The following is a 16784-nucleotide window of genomic DNA, read 5'->3' as shown; positions in this document are numbered from 1 at the left end:
TTATTTATAAACATAATCATTGGCCCTTAAAAAGTTTTGTATTTAACCTCTACTGCACCTGATTGTCTGATCAAATCAGCTACACTCGACTCATTGTTTTCATTTACTTCAATAGCTACTACAAAACGGTCGTCAGTAGCACGCTCATCCATAATTCTAGGAGTAGAAAACGGAATTAAACGGTTTGCCATGAAGAAGGTGAAGCCCATTCCGAAAGAAGCAAACAATACTGTCCACTCAAAACATACCGGAATAAAACTCACTACCGGGAAATTTGGTTTACCACCAATATCCATTGGCCAATCATAAGTGATCATGTACCACATCATTAAAAACGCTAATGATAAGCCCAGACAACCAAAACAGAAAGCTGCAATTGGCAGGCGAGAGCGAGGTACAAGGAATACATTCTCTAATCCGTGAACTGGATAAGGAGTATATACGTCGTAAATTTCTTGTCCTTTATTTTGAATTGAAGTGATACCTGATTTCAGGATATCCTCATCGTCGAATAAACCGATGGCGAATTTCTTATTCTTCATTTGACTCTCCTTTCTTTAATGTTGCTGTAGTAGCAATTACTACATCGCCCTGAACCGGGTGATGTGCAGCATGTTCGTGTTTTCTTGCTTTAATTTTTGCTTCTTCACTAGAGTGTTTCAACAAAAGTTTCACCTCTGCCATTGCTACAGAAGGCAAGAAACGAATGAACAATAAGAACAAGGTGAAGAATAAACCAATTGAACCAACGTATAAACCTACGTCAACAACTGTAGGAGTAAACATTGCCCATGATGATGGAAGGTAATCGCGGTGCAATGAGGTTACGATAATTACGAAACGCTCGAACCACATACCAATATTTACAACAATTGAAATGATGAATGTAAATACCAAGCTGGTGCGTAATTTTTTGAACCACATTAACTGTGGAGAGATTACGTTACAGGTCATCATGATCCAGTATGCCCACCAATAAGGACCTGACACACGGTTTAAGAATGCATATTGTTCGTATTCAACACCTGAGTACCAGGCAATAAATAACTCTGTTAAGTAAGCCACACCTACAATTGAACCTGTTACCAAGATGATGATGTTCATCAATTCGATGTGATAAAGGGTAATGTAGTTTTCTAATTTCAATACTACGCGGGCAACCAACAATAAGGTTTGTACCATGGCAAAACCTGAGAAGATCGCACCAGCAACGAAGTATGGAGGGAAGATAGTAGTGTGCCAACCAGGAATTACCGATGTTGCAAAGTCGAATGATACGATGGTGTGTACCGAAAGTACCAGTGGCGTTGAAATACCTGAAAGGATCAATGAGATCGATTCGAAACGGATCCAGCTGCGTGCAGATGAGGTCCATCCTAAGCTTAATGCTGAATATACCTGTTTACGAACACCAGTTGCGCGGTCACGTACAGTAGCGATGTCAGGTAATAAACCTACAAACCAGAATAAACATGAAACTGAGAAGTAAGTTGAGATCGCAAATACGTCCCAAATAAGTGGTGAGTTAAAGTTAACCCATAAAGAACCGAATTGGTTAGGAAGTGGAAATGCCCAATAAGCTAACCATGGACGACCCATGTGAGCTAAGATGTACGTTGCCGCACAAATTACCGCAAAGATCGTCATCGCTTCTGCCGAACGGTTGATAGAGTTACGCCAGCTCTGACGGAACAATAACAATACCGCCGAAATTAGCGTTCCAGCGTGACCGATACCTACCCACCAAACGAAGTTGGTGATATCCCACGCCCATCCTACAGTTTTGTTTAAGCCCCATGCGCCTAATCCAACCCAGGCAGTGTAACCAAAACTTACCAACCAAAGGACAAACCCTGCAAATGCCAGGGTAAATCCTATCCACCATGCCTTGCTTGGGGTATTCTCAAGCGGGCGGCAAACATCCTCAGTAACGGTATGCATATCAGGCGTACCAGTTACCAAAGGTTTTCTAATAATTGACTCGTGCATAATATCTTGAGTTTAGAAACTTATAATTATGAATGACTCTCCGCTTTAGCCTCGTGATTGTGACCACCATGCCCGTGTTCTGCAACAACTTTTTCTTTGTTACGAACAGCAGTTAAGTAACCGATACCTGGCTGAACACCAATCGATTCTAATACATAGTAAGTACGCTCGTTATGAAGTAATTTCGACACTTCACTTTCCGGATCATTGATATCACCGAAAATGATGGCATTTGCAGGACATGATTGCTGACAAGCAGTTTTAACATCACCATCTTTCAACGGACGGTTTTCCATTTTTGCTTTCAGTTTACCAGCCTGGATACGTTGAACACAGAATGAACATTTCTCCATCACACCACGTGAACGAACCACAACATCCGGATTCAATACCAGTTTACCCATTGGGTTGTTCATGTAGTAATCAAACTTATCGTTATCAGCATAGTTGAACCAGTTGAAACGACGCACTTTGTATGGACAGTTGTTTGCACAGTAACGAGTACCGAAACAACGGTTATAAGCCATTTGGTTCAAGCCTTCTGAAGAGTGCATAGTTGCTAATACCGGACAAACGGTTTCGCAAGGTGCATGGTCACAGTGCTGACAAAGCATTGGCTGGTGAATTACTTCAACCGCCTCTTCTTTGCTGTCATGACCCATGAAACCTTCAGTACCTTCTTCTACTTTAGCATAGTAACGATCGATACGTAACCAGTGCATTTCACGACGACGACGAACCTCATCACGACCTACAACAGCAACGTTATTTTCGATGTTACAGCTCACAATACAAGAACCACAACCTGTACAAGCATTTAAATCAATAGCCATTCCCCAGTGGTGACCTTTTTTCTCTTTGTCTTCCCACAGGTTCAATAATTTAAGGTTACCGTATTTATCACGTTTTGCCTGATCTTTTTCATCCTTCTCTGAAATCTCAGCTAAGTCATGGTGACCATGGCTGCCAGCTGATGGATCATTAGCGTAAGCAGAAACAGTGGTTTCACGTATAATATCACGGCCTTCAATTGAGTGGTGAGTTTGGGTTCTTGCCAACTCAATAGAATCACCTGTTTTGTTGATAGAAACAGCATTGAAGTTTTGCAAGCTACCGTTGATGATGCTTACAAATGGATAAACGTTTTTACCCACTTCGTTACCAGCTTTACCGGCAGCAGTACGACCGTAACCTAATGCAATTGAAACAGTACCGTAAGCCTGACCTGGTTGTAAGATTACCGGTAACTCAACTGAATAACCATTACCTTCAACCTTCACTACATCAAACTCAGCAATGCCTTGTTCTTTAGCAAATTTCTCAGAAATGGCTACGTAGTTATCCCAGGTAACTTTTGAAACCGGATCAGGAAGCTCTTGCAACAACGGATTGTTTGCATTACGACCATCACCTACGTTTGTATGTTTAAATACGGTTAATTCAACTTTACCAGCAGCAGCTTTACTGTTGTTAGTAATGGTTGATACTACCGTTCCTAAATCTTTAGCGAATGTGTATGACTGAGCAGCTACACCAGCAGTTTTAACAACACCCTGGCGAAGTAAGTTATCCCACTGATCCTGGAAAATACCTGCACCTACCTGAGGGAAGATGGTGGTATTCCAAACATTTTTAACATAGTCCAAATACTCAACCGGATTGTTAGCCCATACTAATAAGCTCTTTTGAGCCGCACGGGTATCATAAATTGGGTTGATAGTAGGCTGACCAATTAAGAACACTCCTTTACGAGGCTCTGCATCAGTCCAAGCTTCTAAACTATGGTGATCAGGAGCAATTACTTCAAATTCTTTAGAAGTTTCATCTTCACGCTCAGCGAAAGAGATCTTAACAGCTACCTTTTTCAATGCAGCAGTAAACTCAGCAGCTTTAGGATATGAATATGAAGGGTTAACACCGTAAACGATCAATGCACCTACAGTACCACGATTCATCTCATTTACCAGCTCAACCACTTCAGCATCGTTGCCTTTGTATTGTTGACTAGCATTATCTAAATCGATAGTAGAACCGTAGTTAGTTAATAAAGCATTGATTGCATTAACCAAGATCTGAACAGAAACATCGTTAGAACCTGCAACAACTAATGATTTACCTTTTTTCTCCCAAAGTTCTTTAGCTGTTTTGGCAATAATATTACCTGCAAACTCTGGAGTTTCAACGCTGAACGTTTGTGCTCCTGCTAATTTTGCAACACTATTATATAAACCGATAAGCGCTAAACCAGATTGTGATGGACGTACAGGAATACGAACATCAGCATTAGAACCTGTCAATGACATTTCAGTTTCGAACTGAATGTGACGTGACATTGATTTAGTTTCTTTTAAATGCCTAGCATTACGTTTTGAAGCGTATTGAGCAGCAAATTCAACTGGAGAGATCCAGGTACCTAAGAAATCGGCACCAAAACTTACGATCAACTCAGCATTGTCGAATTTGTAGCTAGGAACTACGGCTTTATCAAAACTGTTTTTGTTGGCATTGATAATACCAGAGTAAGAAACTGCATCATAAGTAACTTGTACTGCAGTTGGGTATGCTTTGATGAAGTCAGCAATCGCCGCATTTGTAGATGGGCTGTTGATTGAATCGGTTAAAAGAACAATCTTTTTACCGCTGGCGTTCACCTTAGTTAACTCCTCTTTCACAAAGGCATCCACATCTTCCCATGAAGAAGCGGCACCTTTTAATAAAGGAGATTGTAATTTAGTAGAATCATAAAGATCGATCACCGAAGCATGTCCGGCTGCATCCACACCGCCCTGAGCAATAGGACAGCTAGGATTTCCTTCAATCTTAATAGGACGACCTTCACGGGTTTTCACTAAAATACCATAACCGTCTTTTGAAACGCCGGTATAATAGTTAGGGATACCCGGAGTAATCTCCTCAGGCTTGATCAGGTAAGGAATCGCTTTGTTAACCGGAGTTTTATTACAAGCAGCTAACGCTACTGCCCCAACGCCAAAACCAAGTGATTTCAAGAAATCGCGGCGAGGCATTACAGAACTATCGTTTGCCTTGCCTGACAGGATCTCTTCAATTGGTAAGTCTTCAGCAAATTCTCTTTTCTGTAAAGCTTCAAACTCAGGAGTTGGATTCAACTCCTCTAAACCTTTCCAGTATGTTTTGTTATTGCTATCCATTATAATCGTAAGAGTCTTTTAAAAATTAATAATGACATTTTGCACACTCAAGGCCACCCATTTGAGCAACGGTAACCTTTTCGCCCTTCTTGATTTTCTCATGAAGTTCAACCATACCATCATAGTAGTGGTTTTTAGGAGCATGTTTCATTTCGGTACTACGGTGACAATCAACACACCATTGCATGGTTAACTGTGACGCCTGATATACTTCATCCATTTTAGCTACCTCACCGTGGCAAGCATAACAAACTGGATCTTCAGCTTTCAGACCTTTAGCAGCACGAATCGACTCTTCTGCAACTTTTACGTGTTGTGAGTGATTGAAATAAGCAAAGTCTGGAAGGTTGTGGATACGAACCCACTCAATTGGACGTTGGCTAGTTCCATATTTTTGAGTAGCCGGATCGTAGTCTAAAGCTTGGTAGATTTTTTGGATTTCGGCGGTACCATCAATTTTCTCGCCATCGGCGTCAACTAATGCTTCACCTTTATACTCGTTGATCTGGTTGTGGCAGTTCATACAAACATTCGCTGAAGGAATGCTTGCGTTTTTACTTTTCCATGCACCAGAGTGACAGTATTGACAATTGATTTGGTTTACCCCAGCGTGAACTTTGTGTGAGAATTTAATTGGTTGAGCAGGTTGGTAATTCTGAGTTACTCCTACCTCCCACATTTCTTTCCACGACCAAGCAGAGCCTACAACTAAAACTGCTACAATTGATAAGGCAATTACCTTTTTATTTGAAGCAAGGATCTTAATTGTTTGAACAAATTTAGAAGGAACAGCTTCCTCTTCTTCTTCTGTTTCAGAAATGCTTCCTTCTGCTTTTCTAGTAAGAACTAATTGTTCTAATGTTTTGATAACGCGGTTCAATACCACAATTACCAGGAACAATACCACTACTAAGCCTAACAAGCCAAAAATAGTATAAGAGCTTGTTCCACTATCTGCAGCGGTGGCACCACCAGCTGGTGCAGCAGCTGCTTTTTTATCTAATGCTTCGCCTTCTTGCTTAATATAGGCAAGGATCGATTTTACATTATCTTCACTTAGGTTGGCGAAAGACGGCATTACTTGCTGACTAAATTCACCAAAAACTTTAACGGCGGCAGCATCACCTCCTTTAACCATTGCTTGTGAATCATGTACCCATTTCACTAACCAAGCCTCATCATGACGCTGATCTACATTTTTCAAATCAGGACCGGTAACGCGTTTACCTACGGCGTGACATGCTGTACAGTTGGCTTTAAAGAGCGTCTCCCCTTCTTTAGGGTCGGCCGCAAAGGCTTGCGCAACGCTCAAAAAGGCGATCGTGAGAATTAATACACCTTTCTTAAGACAAGTTTTCAAAAAAACGTTCGAGTTCTTACTCATGCTCTATGTAATTCTACTAAAATATTACGAACTTATATTCAAAATGTTAGCACATGCCCTAAACAGGTTACACCCTTTAACATTTAGCGCACAAAAATAGATATAAAACTGTGTCTATGACAATGATATGACACATTTTAACAATTTATAACTGTTCTAAATAAGTAATTAGCTAAAAATATTAACTAACTACTAATCAACAAAATAGCTGCACTAGGCAGCTATTTATAATTTGTTAAAAGAGGATTACATGTCTAAAAGCCACGCAAAAATGAGCGGCGCTACAATTGTGGCATCCGACTCAATGATAAACTTCGGTGTGTGAATGTCTAGTTTACCCCACGTAATTTTTTCATTCGGAACAGCGCCTGAATAAGAACCGTAACTGGTGGTAGAATCAGAAATTTGACAGAAATAACTCCAGAAAGGAATGGTTTCCATTTCCATATCCTGATATAACATTGGAACTACACAAATTGGGAAATCGCCGGCAATACCGCCTCCGATTTGGAAGAAGCCAACACCTTTGCCTCCTGAGTTTTTGATGTACCAATCAGATAAATAAGTCATGTACTCAATACCTGATTTCATAGTAGAAGGGTTCAGTTCACCTTTAATACAATAGGAGGCGAAAATATTACCCATAGTAGAGTCTTCCCATCCCGGACAAATGATTGGCAAATTAGCTTCAGCCGCCGCCACCATCCAGCTGTCTTTCGGATCAATTTCATAGTATTGTTCCAAATCACCCGACAATAACATTTTATACATGAACTCATGTGGAAGATAACGCTCGCCATTATCCTGAGCAGTTTTCCACTGATAATGAATATGTTTTTGTAAACGACGGAAGGCTTCTTCTTCCGGAATACAAGTATCGGTTACACGGTTAAAGCCGTTTTCCAACAAATCCCATTCTTCCTGAGGACTAAGATCACGGTAGTTAGGAACGCGTTTGTAGCTATTATGTGCTACAAGGTTCATAATATCCTCTTCAAGATTTGCACCTGTACAAGAAATGATATCCACTTTACCCTGACGAATCATTTCGGCCAAAATCTTACCCATTTCAGCTGTACTCATCGCACCAGCCAAGGTGATCATCATTTTACCACCTTCTTCCAGGTGTTTTTCATAAGCCTTTGCCGCATCAACCATCGCCGCAGCGTTGAAATGCAGGTAGTACTTTTCCATAAATGATGAAATAGTATTACGTTTCTTTTCCATGCTGTAAAATTTTTGGGGGCAAAGGTAGGATAAATAAGGTGTTATTCGAAGAGTTGAAAAAAGAGGCAAATAAAAAAGGCTGCCACTTTAGTGACAGCCTCCACAAGTTACCTTTTTATCAATAATTAGTTACATAGGAGCAACCTTTATTGTTACTTTCTGTTTATCCGGATTATTATCTTGTCCAATTGTCATCGACATTCCATCTTTGGTAATAGCTTTCACTAAAGTTACTACAACCTCAGAGCCTACTGCCATATTAGCCGGAATAGCCACCGTAATTAAACCAGTAGTTTTATCTCGTTCTACAACAGTCGTTTGGTTATCAAGATTTATTGCTCCTGTTAATTTATAGGTTGCTGTAACCTCTTGCTGTAAGCTCGTTCTCATTTGTAAGTTGACTGTAGCTGAAGCCCCTTGTTTTACAACCTGATCTTTTAAACTTTGAATAGTTATATAAGGAGGGATACTGGTACTAAAGTCATAATTATCACCCGGAGAATCTTTCTCACAAGCTTGTAAGGATAGTGCTGACAAAGCCGTCAATAGTATTAATAATTTTTTCATTCCTGTTGTCTTATAAATCAAACCACATTTTTTCATTATACTTAACTAGCTCTTTAGGAGCATTTGGATTGCTTGATATTTCGTTTGTAGTAGGATACTCATACCTTCTAAACAATTTACCAGCAGGTGCCCCAATAGGAAGGCTTAAGTTTGGAATTTCCTGACCTTCTGGACCTGATCTTCTCCATTGTGTAAAGGCATCTAAGCCTCTATCCATTTTATCTACCCAATGGTGCATATTAATTAATGCCATTGGTGCAGGAACCGTTGATAAATTAGGCAATCCATTAGCAAAAGTTGAAGCTGTTGTTCCATCAACCCCATTGAACTTACATGATTCTTCAACAGCCTTTTTGTATAAAGTGGAAGCTTTTGTTAAATCTGCACCAACACCAAGACCCCTGGTATATATCTCCGCTTCATAAAATAATTCTTCCTGATAAGTAAAAATTACCTCAGGGGCATCAGCAGCTTGAAGGGTATTTGAAATACGAACATCATGTTTATCGTCACCATCAGCTCCGGGTTCGATGCCGAAATAATCAGTTGCTTCAACAGGTTTTGTAAAGAATTTAGGAAGACGAGGGTCACTTAGATTTCTCATAAAATCAACCACATACTTAGATCCAAAGAAAAAGTTTCTGCCGCCATTATATTGTTCATTGATAGCAAACTTAGGGTTCTTTTTACCTGTTACTGCCTGATATCCCACTTTAAAGTTATCTGCAGCAGAAGAAACCAATCCTCCTTCAGTTACCATCTGACCAATTTGCGTCGCTTTTGTAGGATCTTTGTCAACCATAGTCATTAAGGTTCTCAATTTCACAGATTTTGCTAAACGTTTCCATTTGGCAAGATCGCCTTTAAAGAACATGTCATAGTCTGAAATCTTCAATGCGCTGGCGTCGTCAAATTGAGCAAGAGCCTCATCAATTAATGCAATTGATCCGTTTAAAACCGTTTGCTGAGCATCAAATTTAGGATAAGATATACCCGTATTCCAGGCTTCCGTAAAAGGCACATCACCATAAACTGTTGTAGCTTCATAAACAACCAAGGCTAGCAAAACCTTACATTGAGCCGCTGCATTATTGTTTTTAGGAGTAGCGCTTTCTGCCAATGAAATAGCTTGCTTTAAATTTGCTCCAACAGAAGTATAATAAGCTCTCCAGGTGTTACCATAACTAAAGGTAGAAAACTGGTATTGCTCCTCACTTGGAATACCCCAACCGGTAGGATTGTTTCCACCTGTTGTAATTGACTGACCACCTAAAGCCATAGGAATATACAAGTCTCCACTCGATCTTAAATTAATATATGAAGTACTTGCATAAGAAAATAAGAGTTTAGGATCTACATTTTCAGCCGCATTAGGATTTTTATTTATATCCAGAAATTTCTCACAGGATTGAAGTGTTATAGCACATGTTAAAACACCACAAAAAGCATATATAAGTCTTTTTTTCATTACTTTACAATTAAATTTTAACACGCAGATTAAAGCCAAATGATCTTGTTGATGGCGCTGAGTTAAATTCTATACCATCTGCTGCGCTTCCTGGCCCAAAAAAGTTAACTTCAGGATCAACATGAGGAACATGATCACTAATAATCCAAAGATTACGGCCTTCCACACCAATTTCCAGCTCTTTCATAAATTTCGCAGACTTTCCAAGAATACTTGAAGGAATTTTATAAGAGAATTTCACTTCTCTCAACTTAACATAAGAGGCGTCGAAGATATTCGCTTCAGTATTAGTAGTAGAGAACTGACCCCAAAAATCTTGCATACTTTGAACAGGTACTGTATTAGGAACATATTCAGTGCCTTGTAAAACCACTCCTTTATCAATAAAGATGTTTCCTCTATTAGCAAGCGTTTCTTTGGCTAAACCTGAAGTTCTTAATGAAGATGCAGTGTTTGAGTAAACAACTCCACCTTGTCTGACATCAATAAGGAAAGACAGATTAAATGATTTGAAGTTGATTGAGTTATTGATACCTAACATCCAGTCAGGATTAATACTTCCTAAACGTTGATCAAGTTTAGTTTTGCGTAAACCTGTTGCTGGGTCTATTACAATGTTTCCATTTGGATCTCTTTCCCATGCAGAACCGAAGATACCAAACGACTCATTAGAACGAGTTTTAACAATTAAACCACTCCAGCCACTTTGCAAAGTGTATGCAGTTACTTCAGATGGCAATTGGGTAGTTTGTTTGTTCTGAGAAAAGTTTAGATCAAAATTCCAATCAAACCTATTGGTTTTAACCGGAACTAAACCTAAAGCCACCTCAAATCCTTTATTAGTAACTGACCCTGCATTCATCTTTTTGGAAGTAAATCCGGTGGATTGTGGAAGGGTTAAAGCAATGATCTGATCGTCGGTTTTTGAATTGTAGTAGGTAACATCTAATTTAACCCGATTATTCAAAAATCTTAAATCAGCACCAATCTCCGTTGTTATTTGATTTTGAGGTTTTAAGTTAAAGTTTGGAATTACACTAGGAATAGAGAAGGCTAATAAGCCATTGAAAGGGAATTGTGAACCATATCCATACTGCGCAAATGCAGTTGATTGAGGGCCATAAACAAATGCCAATTGATATGGATCCGTTCCACTACCTACATTTGCCCAGCTTGCTCTTAGCTTACCATAATTCAGCCATTTATTAGACGGCATTAATTCAGTAAAGACAAAACTGCTACTTACCGAAGGGTAAAAATAGGATCTATTCTCTGCTGGCAAAGTAGAACTCCAGTCATTTCTACCTGTAACGTTTAAAAACAAGTAATCTTTGTATGACAAACCAATATCACCATACAAACCTACCATTCTCCATTTGTTTGAAGTATTAGTAGTGGTAACAGTGGCAGCATTAGAAAAATTATACAATTGATCTACTGTCAATGTTTGTGCATCTGACTGATTACGTTGGTAATAATTTTCAAATACGTTAGCACCACCAATTACCTTTAAACTTAGATCATTGGTTATCTTAGTATCTGCAGTAGCAATAAAGTCATTATTAAATGATCTGTTAAAAATGTTCGCGGTGAAGAAATTCCCGGTTAAAGCACCAATTGTTCCGTTTCTGGTGTTTCCTTGACGAAATTCATTATAATAATCTAAACCTAAGTTGTTAGCTACGGTAAGCCAGTTTAAAATCTTGTAACTCAAAATGGCATTACCATAAAAACGATTTAAATCATTTGAAAAATTATTGTTGTCAATAACCCAGAATGGATTGTTACCATTTCTTGCCGGTGTTAAAGTAATTTGCTGCCCTGTTTCAGGGTTGATTGAATTATTACGCAATAACTCCATATCAACTGTCCGAGGAACACCATAAATCAATGGCATAATTACGTTCGGGTTATTTGAACTTTGAACCGGACGACCATCCCCTCCAGAGTTTGCATAATTAAGTATGGTACGAATATTAAAGTCTTTCCCAATGGTTTTACCAGCATTTAAGGTAATATTGTTTTTACTATATTTTTGATTGGGAATAATACCTGTCTGACTAATATTTGCATAACTAAATCGATAATCCCCTGTCTCATTTCCACCAGAAAATGCGAGTGAATTGATATAGGTTTTACCGGTTTGGAAGAAATCTTTGATGTTATTATCATACGCTTTTAAATGTACGTCTTGTGCTAAAAAGTTAGGAAAGGTTTTATCCTGAACATCAGAAATTTTAGGTCCCCAGCCATTTGTACTTGCGATATTATAAGTTCCTTGTACACCTTGAGCATACTCATTTTGGAACTCAGGCATTTTAAGAATATCATCCATACGAACAGAGGAATTAAAAGTAACGCTTGCATTTCCTTTTACTCCCTTTTTGGTAGAGATAACAATAGCACCACTCTTAGCACGAGCGCCATATAGCGCTGTTGCAGCTGCACCTTTCAACACAGTCATGGTTTCTATATCTTCAGGGTTAATATCACCTACCCTGTTCCCGAAGTCAGCTCCAGCACTTCCTTGAGGAACCGCACCAGCCACTGTGGAAATTTGTTGAGCCCCATTATCAATAGGCATCCCATCAATTACAAATAACGGTTGACTACTTCCACCTAAACCTGATTCACCACGGATAATAATTTTAGAAGAACCACCTAGGGTACCTGATTGAGAACTGACTCTTACACCTGCAACCTTACCTGCTAGTGAGTTAATTACGTTAGCCTCTCTGGACTTGGTAAGTTCTTCACCTTTAAGTTGAGGGGCAGAATATCCCAAAGCTTTTGCATCACGTTGAATACCCAAAGCCGTAACAACTACCTCATTCAGTAACCTTTCGTCAGCGTCTAAACTAACGTTGATAGTTTGTGATGCACCAACGCTCACTTCTTTTGCTTTAAATCCAATGTAAGAAAACGATAAAGTTGCATTTTCAGGCACTGAAATAGAAAACTTTCCGTCTCCATCCGTTTGCGTTCCTAAAGATGATCCCTTAACGGTCACTGTTACTGCTGGAAGTGGCGTTCCATCTGCTTTCGATGTTACTGTACCCGTAATCTTTTTCTGCTGCGCATACGTGGTGAGCGTTGCCAGCGAAAAAAGGAGTACTAAAAATTTTGTAAACTTCTCTTTCATATACTTTCATTTTATGATTTTGTTGCACCAAAGTAACAGTTTTATAAAGAGAAGCAAACAATTGGTATTTTTTTGATTACAATGTATGCATATGATTATTCCATTGACTTTTTTTTAATTTCAAGAAGATATCATTAACTTATTATTACAAATACATTACTATAAGTAACAATTTAGCAAATCGATTTAGACATTCAGCTGCAATTTAAAATAAGCCTAATATTTTTAAACAAAATAATATTCCGATTTACAATATATAACCACAGAATAACCTATTTTTTCCGCCTTTTGCAGTACATTTCCGCAGGTTCACTTTTTAACAATTTCACAATTTCAATAGACCATTTTAATGCTTTTTTGGTTCAGTTTTGGTCAAATTGAAGTCTTGAAGAAATTTTATTTAAGTATTTTTATCTTCACCAGATGAATAAATATTCAATAAAAGGACTGAGCATTTACCTTTTTGCATTTTTAATTTTCTGTACATCAACAGCTTTCGCTCAAACAGCTTCACACCTTATCGACACAACTTCTTCACAGTTTAAAAATAACTTATTACCAATCCCGGTAGTTGGCTCCTCTCAGGAACGGGGCTTAGAATTCGGAATTGCTGCGCTTTATTCCTTTTACCTCAACAAATCTTCCAACGAACAGCGCAATTCAACCATTAACCTAATTGGAACATATACCACAAAAAAACAATCGAAGCTGAGCTTAAACGGCAGTCTTTGGACCAAAAACAACGATTGGCACTTAATAACGGACGTTAAGTATTATGATTTTCCTAATTATTTCTACGGAATTGGCAATAACACCAAAGAATCGGATAAGGATATTATCAACGATCAGAAATTCAGGATAAATATTGATGCTGAACGAGAAGTGGCAAATAATTTTTACGTTGGAGCAGGACTTTGGTATCTGTACGAAGATATTAGTGATAAAGACGCAACAGGAATCTATTCGTCAAGCGAATTAGAAGGTAAAACTGGTGGAAACATTACTTTCTTATCATTATCGGCAACATTTGACAACCGAGACATTGTTAATTATCCGCATAAAGGCTCCTACTTAAGATTTTATATTCAAAATTCGTTGAAAGCATTTGCCAGCGATTTCAATTTTGCACTATTAACTCTCGATGCACGTAAATACTGGCGAGTGCATACAACAACCACCATTGCCGCCCAAAGTTATATTCAATCGCTACAAGGACCAGATAAACCCTTTTATATGCTGCCGCAATTAGGCAATGACTTGGTGATGCGTGGTTATTATACAGGCCGTTACCGTGACCAGAACTATTTGGCTTTACAAAGCGAATTACGTTTCCGGCCTTTTGCTAAAAGACCGGATGCTGGTTGGTTCTCATTATCCAGAGGGGTTATTGCCGCCTTTGTGGGAGCAGGCGGGGTATTTAGCAATAGCGATTTTAACAAGGATACCCTGAAACCAAACTTCGGAATTGGGGGAAGATATATTTTCGACGAAAGAAACCGTTTAACCTTGCGCGTTGACTATGGCTTTGGCAGCATAAACCCTGGCGAAAAGCGAAGTCAAGGCTTTTATTTATCATTAAACGAAGCCTTTTAGGTTTTTAAGCCCTCTTTTAAATCATATTTTGATAGCTTTGCAGCGCATCAAAACATAGTGGTTATGCATAATGAAGCACTAGAAGCGGCTGTATTAGAAAAAAAGTTAGATCTACTTTTAAAGACAGGACTACTCTTAATGCAAAGCGGTTCAGACAGTAACCGCATTGATCGAAATGTAAAGCGAATTGCTCTTCATTTTGGCATTTCCAGCAGCAAGCTTCACATGCATATTACGTTAACCACGCTGATGATGACTATCAGTGATGGCTCCAATTCCATTACTAAGTTCAGGAAAATGAAAGGCCATGGGGTGAATATGACCACCGTTGATGGCATCAGTCGACTTACCTGGAAAGCGCTCGAAAAAGGATATTCGCTTGAGCATTATGAAAAAGAGCTTAATCAAATTTCAGGCAAAAAACACAGTTATCCACGCTGGTTGATCATCCTTGCAGTTGGGATGGCTTGCGGTGGATTTTGCACCTTGTTCGGAGGAGATTGGGCAGCAAACCTTATTGCTTCCTTTGCAGCAGCTACCGGACTGTTTTTAAGGCAAGAACTACACAAAAAACACATCAATACTTATTTAACTATCGCTACGGTTGCTTTAACGAGCTCTCTTATTGCAGGTGCCATCACTTTATTTACTAATTGGACAGCTACTCCTCAAGATGCCATTGCCGGAGCTGTTTTATTTTTGGTTCCTGGTGTTCCAATGATTAACTCACTCGACGACATAATTGATGATTTTACTATAGTAGGCACTACACGGGCTATCGTAACGATATTGTGTATTGCTTCTATTGCTTTAGGAATGATCGTGGCTATGGAGTTGCTCGGCATAAAACCTCACCCACTTACGCCACCTGCACACAACAAACTGGTCATTATTTTTGCCGGCGCTTTGGCGGCCACTGGATTTGCAGTCTTATTCAATGTGCCATTGCGTGCTCTGTGGCTTTGTGCCCTTGGAGGCGCAATTGCGGTTTTAACAAGAAATGTATTGCGACTTGATTTTGGCGTTAACCTGCCCCTTGCTTCCCTTGCAGGAGCGTTGCTTTCGAGCACCTGTGCTATTTACTGGGTACACAAAGTACATACGCCTGGTCACGTAATTTCCATTCCACCGGTAATCCCGATGGTGCCTGGAGTGCTGGCATATACATCAATGATGAGTGTATTCTCTTTTACTGAGGCCCATGATAATGACCAAAAATTAAAGGCTCTGTTACAAATATTTTCTCCGGGGGTAGAGTTTGTGTTAACACTTCTTTGCATTGCTTTAGGAGTGACGATCCCCAATATCATAGATCGTTATTTCTCATCTAAAGCGAAGCAAAGGCGAATTGAAATGGCAATGAAACATAAACAGCTATGACAATTGTTTTAGTATTTGATTCTGAAATGTTCTTTTTCCTGGCCTTTCTTGAAAAACACCAGTCCTATCGAATATAGATCAATTGTAACCGTAACTCTTGGATGATTTTTAATTTCTTCCCAAGCCTCTTCCATTCCCTTCGACCAGTGAATATCATCAAAAATAAACAGACTGTCATCATCGGCTTTTTCAAGGCAGGCATAAAAATAGTTTAGGGTAGCATCTTTTCGATGATTACCATCAAAATATACAAAAGCCATTTGCTCCGATATTTTCACCTCTTCAGGCAGCAAATCATCAAAATTGCCAACTTTTACCGAAACATTATTAATGTTTAATGAATCAATAGACTGGCGGGCAATTGCAGCCGTTTGCGGACATCCTTCAATTGAAATAACAGGTGTATTAGTATTTGCTTTAGCAAGATAAGAGGTGGTAATTCCGAGACAAGTGCCTAACTCAAGTATTTGTTTAGGCTGGCGCCATTTCGCCAATCGATGGATAAGTTGTGCCCATTTCGGCCCCTTTAATGCCTTATCTGCAACCTCTTTAACCTTTTTTTGTTTATTATTGCTATACAGAGAACCTGCACCTAAATCGGTAATGGTGATAACACGTTCATCTGCAAGCAGTTTTTTACGTTGATTTTCAATTTCATCGTAAACATCCTGAGCCGATTTATCGTATATAACATTATTAATTAAGTTATATACAAATGGCGAATGTGTGCCGTGCAGCGTATTGGCTGTTAGCAGATGTTTGACATAGGATTTGTATGGTGTACTGTTAAACATAGATCAAAAATAAAAAATTAAAGCAAACTGAGCTGGTTAAACTAATGACTCCTGCTCAACTAATATAAGC

At 39.0% G+C, this 16784-nt stretch carries 11 protein-coding genes; 2 read left to right on the top strand and 9 right to left on the bottom strand.

Annotation, left to right across the window (positions count from 1 at the left end):
- Positions 1–26: 26 nt before the first annotated feature.
- From C3K47_RS14680 to C3K47_RS14645, 8 genes are all read right to left on the bottom strand, one after another.
- Positions 27–542 carry a DUF3341 domain-containing protein gene (locus tag C3K47_RS14680; RefSeq protein ID WP_103789909.1) on the bottom strand — a complete coding sequence of 172 codons (516 nt, stop codon included), beginning with the start codon at positions 540–542 and terminating at the stop codon, positions 27–29.
- Positions 532–1989 (bottom strand): NrfD/PsrC family molybdoenzyme membrane anchor subunit, encoded by a 1458-nt coding sequence (gene nrfD / locus C3K47_RS14675; protein WP_103789908.1) that lies wholly within the window; start codon positions 1987–1989, stop codon positions 532–534. The genes C3K47_RS14680 and nrfD overlap by 11 nt, the downstream gene beginning before the upstream one ends.
- 26 nt (positions 1990–2015) lie before the next feature.
- Complete coding sequence (locus tag C3K47_RS14670) at positions 2016–5159, bottom strand: TAT-variant-translocated molybdopterin oxidoreductase (protein ID WP_103789907.1); 3144 nt, start codon at positions 5157–5159, stop codon at positions 2016–2018.
- A 25-nt stretch (positions 5160–5184) separates the two neighbouring features.
- Positions 5185–6543, bottom strand: a complete 1359-nt coding sequence (locus tag C3K47_RS14665; RefSeq protein ID WP_103789906.1) for a c-type cytochrome — start codon at positions 6541–6543, stop codon at positions 5185–5187.
- A gap of 246 nt (positions 6544–6789) precedes the next feature.
- The gene (locus tag C3K47_RS14660) at positions 6790–7770 is read right to left on the bottom strand and encodes a deoxyhypusine synthase family protein (RefSeq protein ID WP_103789905.1); all 981 of its coding nucleotides are present in this window, start codon (positions 7768–7770) and stop codon (positions 6790–6792) included.
- Positions 7771–7899: 129 nt separating this feature from the next.
- Positions 7900–8337: a hypothetical protein gene (locus tag C3K47_RS14655; RefSeq protein ID WP_133159394.1), complete on the bottom strand. Its 438-nt coding sequence runs from the start codon at positions 8335–8337 to the stop codon at positions 7900–7902.
- Positions 8338–8347: 10 nt separating this feature from the next.
- The gene (locus tag C3K47_RS14650) at positions 8348–9805 is read right to left on the bottom strand and encodes a SusD/RagB family nutrient-binding outer membrane lipoprotein (protein WP_103789952.1); all 1458 of its coding nucleotides are present in this window, start codon (positions 9803–9805) and stop codon (positions 8348–8350) included.
- A 10-nt stretch (positions 9806–9815) separates the two neighbouring features.
- Entirely contained in the window at positions 9816–12947 is a 3132-nt protein-coding gene (locus tag C3K47_RS14645) for a SusC/RagA family TonB-linked outer membrane protein (protein WP_103789903.1), read from the bottom strand.
- Between the two features lie 423 nt (positions 12948–13370).
- Here C3K47_RS14645 and C3K47_RS14640 point away from each other — a divergent pair, with 423 nt between their 5' ends.
- Both C3K47_RS14640 and C3K47_RS14635 read left to right on the top strand, forming a co-directional pair.
- Positions 13371–14540 carry a BamA/TamA family outer membrane protein gene (locus tag C3K47_RS14640; protein WP_103789902.1) on the top strand — a complete coding sequence of 390 codons (1170 nt, stop codon included), beginning with the start codon at positions 13371–13373 and terminating at the stop codon, positions 14538–14540.
- 63 nt (positions 14541–14603) lie between these two features.
- Positions 14604–15920 carry a threonine/serine exporter family protein gene (locus tag C3K47_RS14635; protein ID WP_103789901.1) on the top strand — a complete coding sequence of 439 codons (1317 nt, stop codon included), beginning with the start codon at positions 14604–14606 and terminating at the stop codon, positions 15918–15920.
- Between the two features lie 8 nt (positions 15921–15928).
- Here the strand turns inward: C3K47_RS14635 and C3K47_RS14630 are convergent, their stop codons facing one another.
- Positions 15929–16714 carry an O-methyltransferase gene (locus C3K47_RS14630; protein ID WP_103789900.1) on the bottom strand — a complete coding sequence of 262 codons (786 nt, stop codon included), beginning with the start codon at positions 16712–16714 and terminating at the stop codon, positions 15929–15931.
- Between the last annotated feature and the right edge of the window lie 70 nt (positions 16715–16784).

Source organism: Solitalea longa (assembly GCF_002920915.1).
GTDB lineage: Bacteria > Bacteroidota > Bacteroidia > Sphingobacteriales > Sphingobacteriaceae > Solitalea > Solitalea longa.
Note: the sequence above shows the minus strand (reverse complement) of the source record. Positions and strands in the feature narration are given on the sequence as shown.

What these genes read in the sequence shown, in the direction of transcription:
- C3K47_RS14630 (WP_103789900.1), bottom strand. Translation starts at nt 16,714, where the DNA reads ATGTTTAACAGTACACCATACAAATCCTATGTCAAACATCTGCTAACA.
- C3K47_RS14665 (WP_103789906.1), bottom strand. Translation starts at nt 6,543, where the DNA reads ATGAGTAAGAACTCGAACGTTTTTTTGAAAACTTGTCTTAAGAAAGGT.
- C3K47_RS14635 (WP_103789901.1), top strand. Translation starts at nt 14,604, where the DNA reads ATGCATAATGAAGCACTAGAAGCGGCTGTATTAGAAAAAAAGTTAGAT.
- C3K47_RS14655 (WP_133159394.1), bottom strand. Translation starts at nt 8,337, where the DNA reads ATGAAAAAATTATTAATACTATTGACGGCTTTGTCAGCACTATCCTTA.
- C3K47_RS14660 (WP_103789905.1), bottom strand. Translation starts at nt 7,770, where the DNA reads ATGGAAAAGAAACGTAATACTATTTCATCATTTATGGAAAAGTACTAC.
- C3K47_RS14680 (WP_103789909.1), bottom strand. Translation starts at nt 542, where the DNA reads ATGAAGAATAAGAAATTCGCCATCGGTTTATTCGACGATGAGGATATC.
- C3K47_RS14670 (WP_103789907.1), bottom strand. Translation starts at nt 5,159, where the DNA reads ATGGATAGCAATAACAAAACATACTGGAAAGGTTTAGAGGAGTTGAAT.
- C3K47_RS14640 (WP_103789902.1), top strand. Translation starts at nt 13,371, where the DNA reads ATGAATAAATATTCAATAAAAGGACTGAGCATTTACCTTTTTGCATTT.
- C3K47_RS14645 (WP_103789903.1), bottom strand. Translation starts at nt 12,947, where the DNA reads ATGAAAGAGAAGTTTACAAAATTTTTAGTACTCCTTTTTTCGCTGGCA.
- C3K47_RS14650 (WP_103789952.1), bottom strand. Translation starts at nt 9,805, where the DNA reads ATGAAAAAAAGACTTATATATGCTTTTTGTGGTGTTTTAACATGTGCT.
- nrfD (WP_103789908.1), bottom strand. Translation starts at nt 1,989, where the DNA reads ATGCACGAGTCAATTATTAGAAAACCTTTGGTAACTGGTACGCCTGAT.